Raw genomic sequence first — 1,119 nt, 5'->3', positions numbered from 1 at the left:
CGTCCCTTTCGCGGTATTCACAAGAAGTATTTGTATCTGTATGTAGCCATGTTCGAGTGGGCATACAATCTACGTTGGATTGATTTTGACTTCCTGCGTCGGCTTCTTTTCCCTCCTTCCACCTATTTACCTAGATGAGCGCCTTACATTTCCTCTTCAGAATCACGTTCTACGATGAGGGCGCGTAAGATAGCACGAGCTTCAGAACCAAGTTCATTGTCAAACATTTGCATAGTCTGCTTAAAGCTTTTATTCTGATTCACAGCATCCTGAAGCAATTTATGAAATCCAGATTGTGTTACTTCCAATCCAAATACTTCACGAGTTAAAGTGCCAACATTTTCTCCAAAAGTTTCTGTTTCAGGTCTTTCAGCTATAGCTTCCGAGCCATTACGACGTAACTTCCAGACACAACTTTTAGGAATTTCCTGAAGTATGACAGGCGAGTGCGTGGCTATAATTGCAACGCCATTACGATAGACTAAAAGCTCAGAGAGCGTTCTTACAAAAGCGGAGAGTAGGGGAGGATGAAGATGTGCCTCTGGTTCATCTAGTAAGACTAATGTACGCTCTTCAACAGTTTCAACTAGACGAGTAATTGTTAAGAGTACAACTTTGTGACCTGAACTAAGTTTCTCAAAATCTGATATGCTTTCTCCTTATCGCTGTTGTTAGAAAGTGATGTAATAGATGCTTCTTTAAAGACTGGATCTGATTCAAGCATTTCTACAGATTTTTTCCATCGGCTAGCTCTATCCCTTCTCCTACAGGCATTGACACTATTTACAAACTCCTGTGTTAACTCTTGAGTAGTTTTTGGAAGATGGATATTATCTTCGTCAATGCTGCGAAATGGCTTTAGACCAATATATGAATATTTAATACCATCGGTCTTATCATTATTCTCACGCAGAGGTGTAAAATCGTCAAATGCGCTGAAAGAGACTGAGACTAGATTTGCGAAAAGCTCAGAATTAGGTTGAGTCGAGGTAGGGTATTATCCCTAGCCCCTCTCTGTTAGATCCGTACGTGCGATTTTCATCGCATACGGCTCCCGATATTCTTAGCTTACGCTTTTGCTCATGTGATGATAATCGTGGCAACTTTCGTGTATTGCTA

At 40.8% G+C, this 1,119-nt stretch carries 1 protein-coding gene and 1 pseudogene; both read right to left on the bottom strand.

Going from position 1 to position 1,119, the window contains the following annotated elements:
• Positions 1-143 precede the first annotated feature (143 nt).
• On the bottom strand, positions 144-308 hold the full coding sequence (locus B9G53_RS28245; protein WP_254923487.1) for a hypothetical protein: 165 nt from the start codon (positions 306-308) through the stop codon (positions 144-146).
• A 183-nt stretch (positions 309-491) separates the two neighbouring features.
• Positions 492-599: pseudogene (locus B9G53_RS28890) on the bottom strand (AAA family ATPase); the annotation flags it as partial.
• Positions 600-1,119: the final 520 nt, after the last annotated feature.

It is taken from the genome of Pseudanabaena sp. SR411 (assembly GCF_002251945.1).
Taxonomy (GTDB): domain Bacteria; phylum Cyanobacteriota; class Cyanobacteriia; order Pseudanabaenales; family Pseudanabaenaceae; genus Pseudanabaena.
This window is presented reverse-complemented; position numbering and strand designations above follow the sequence as displayed.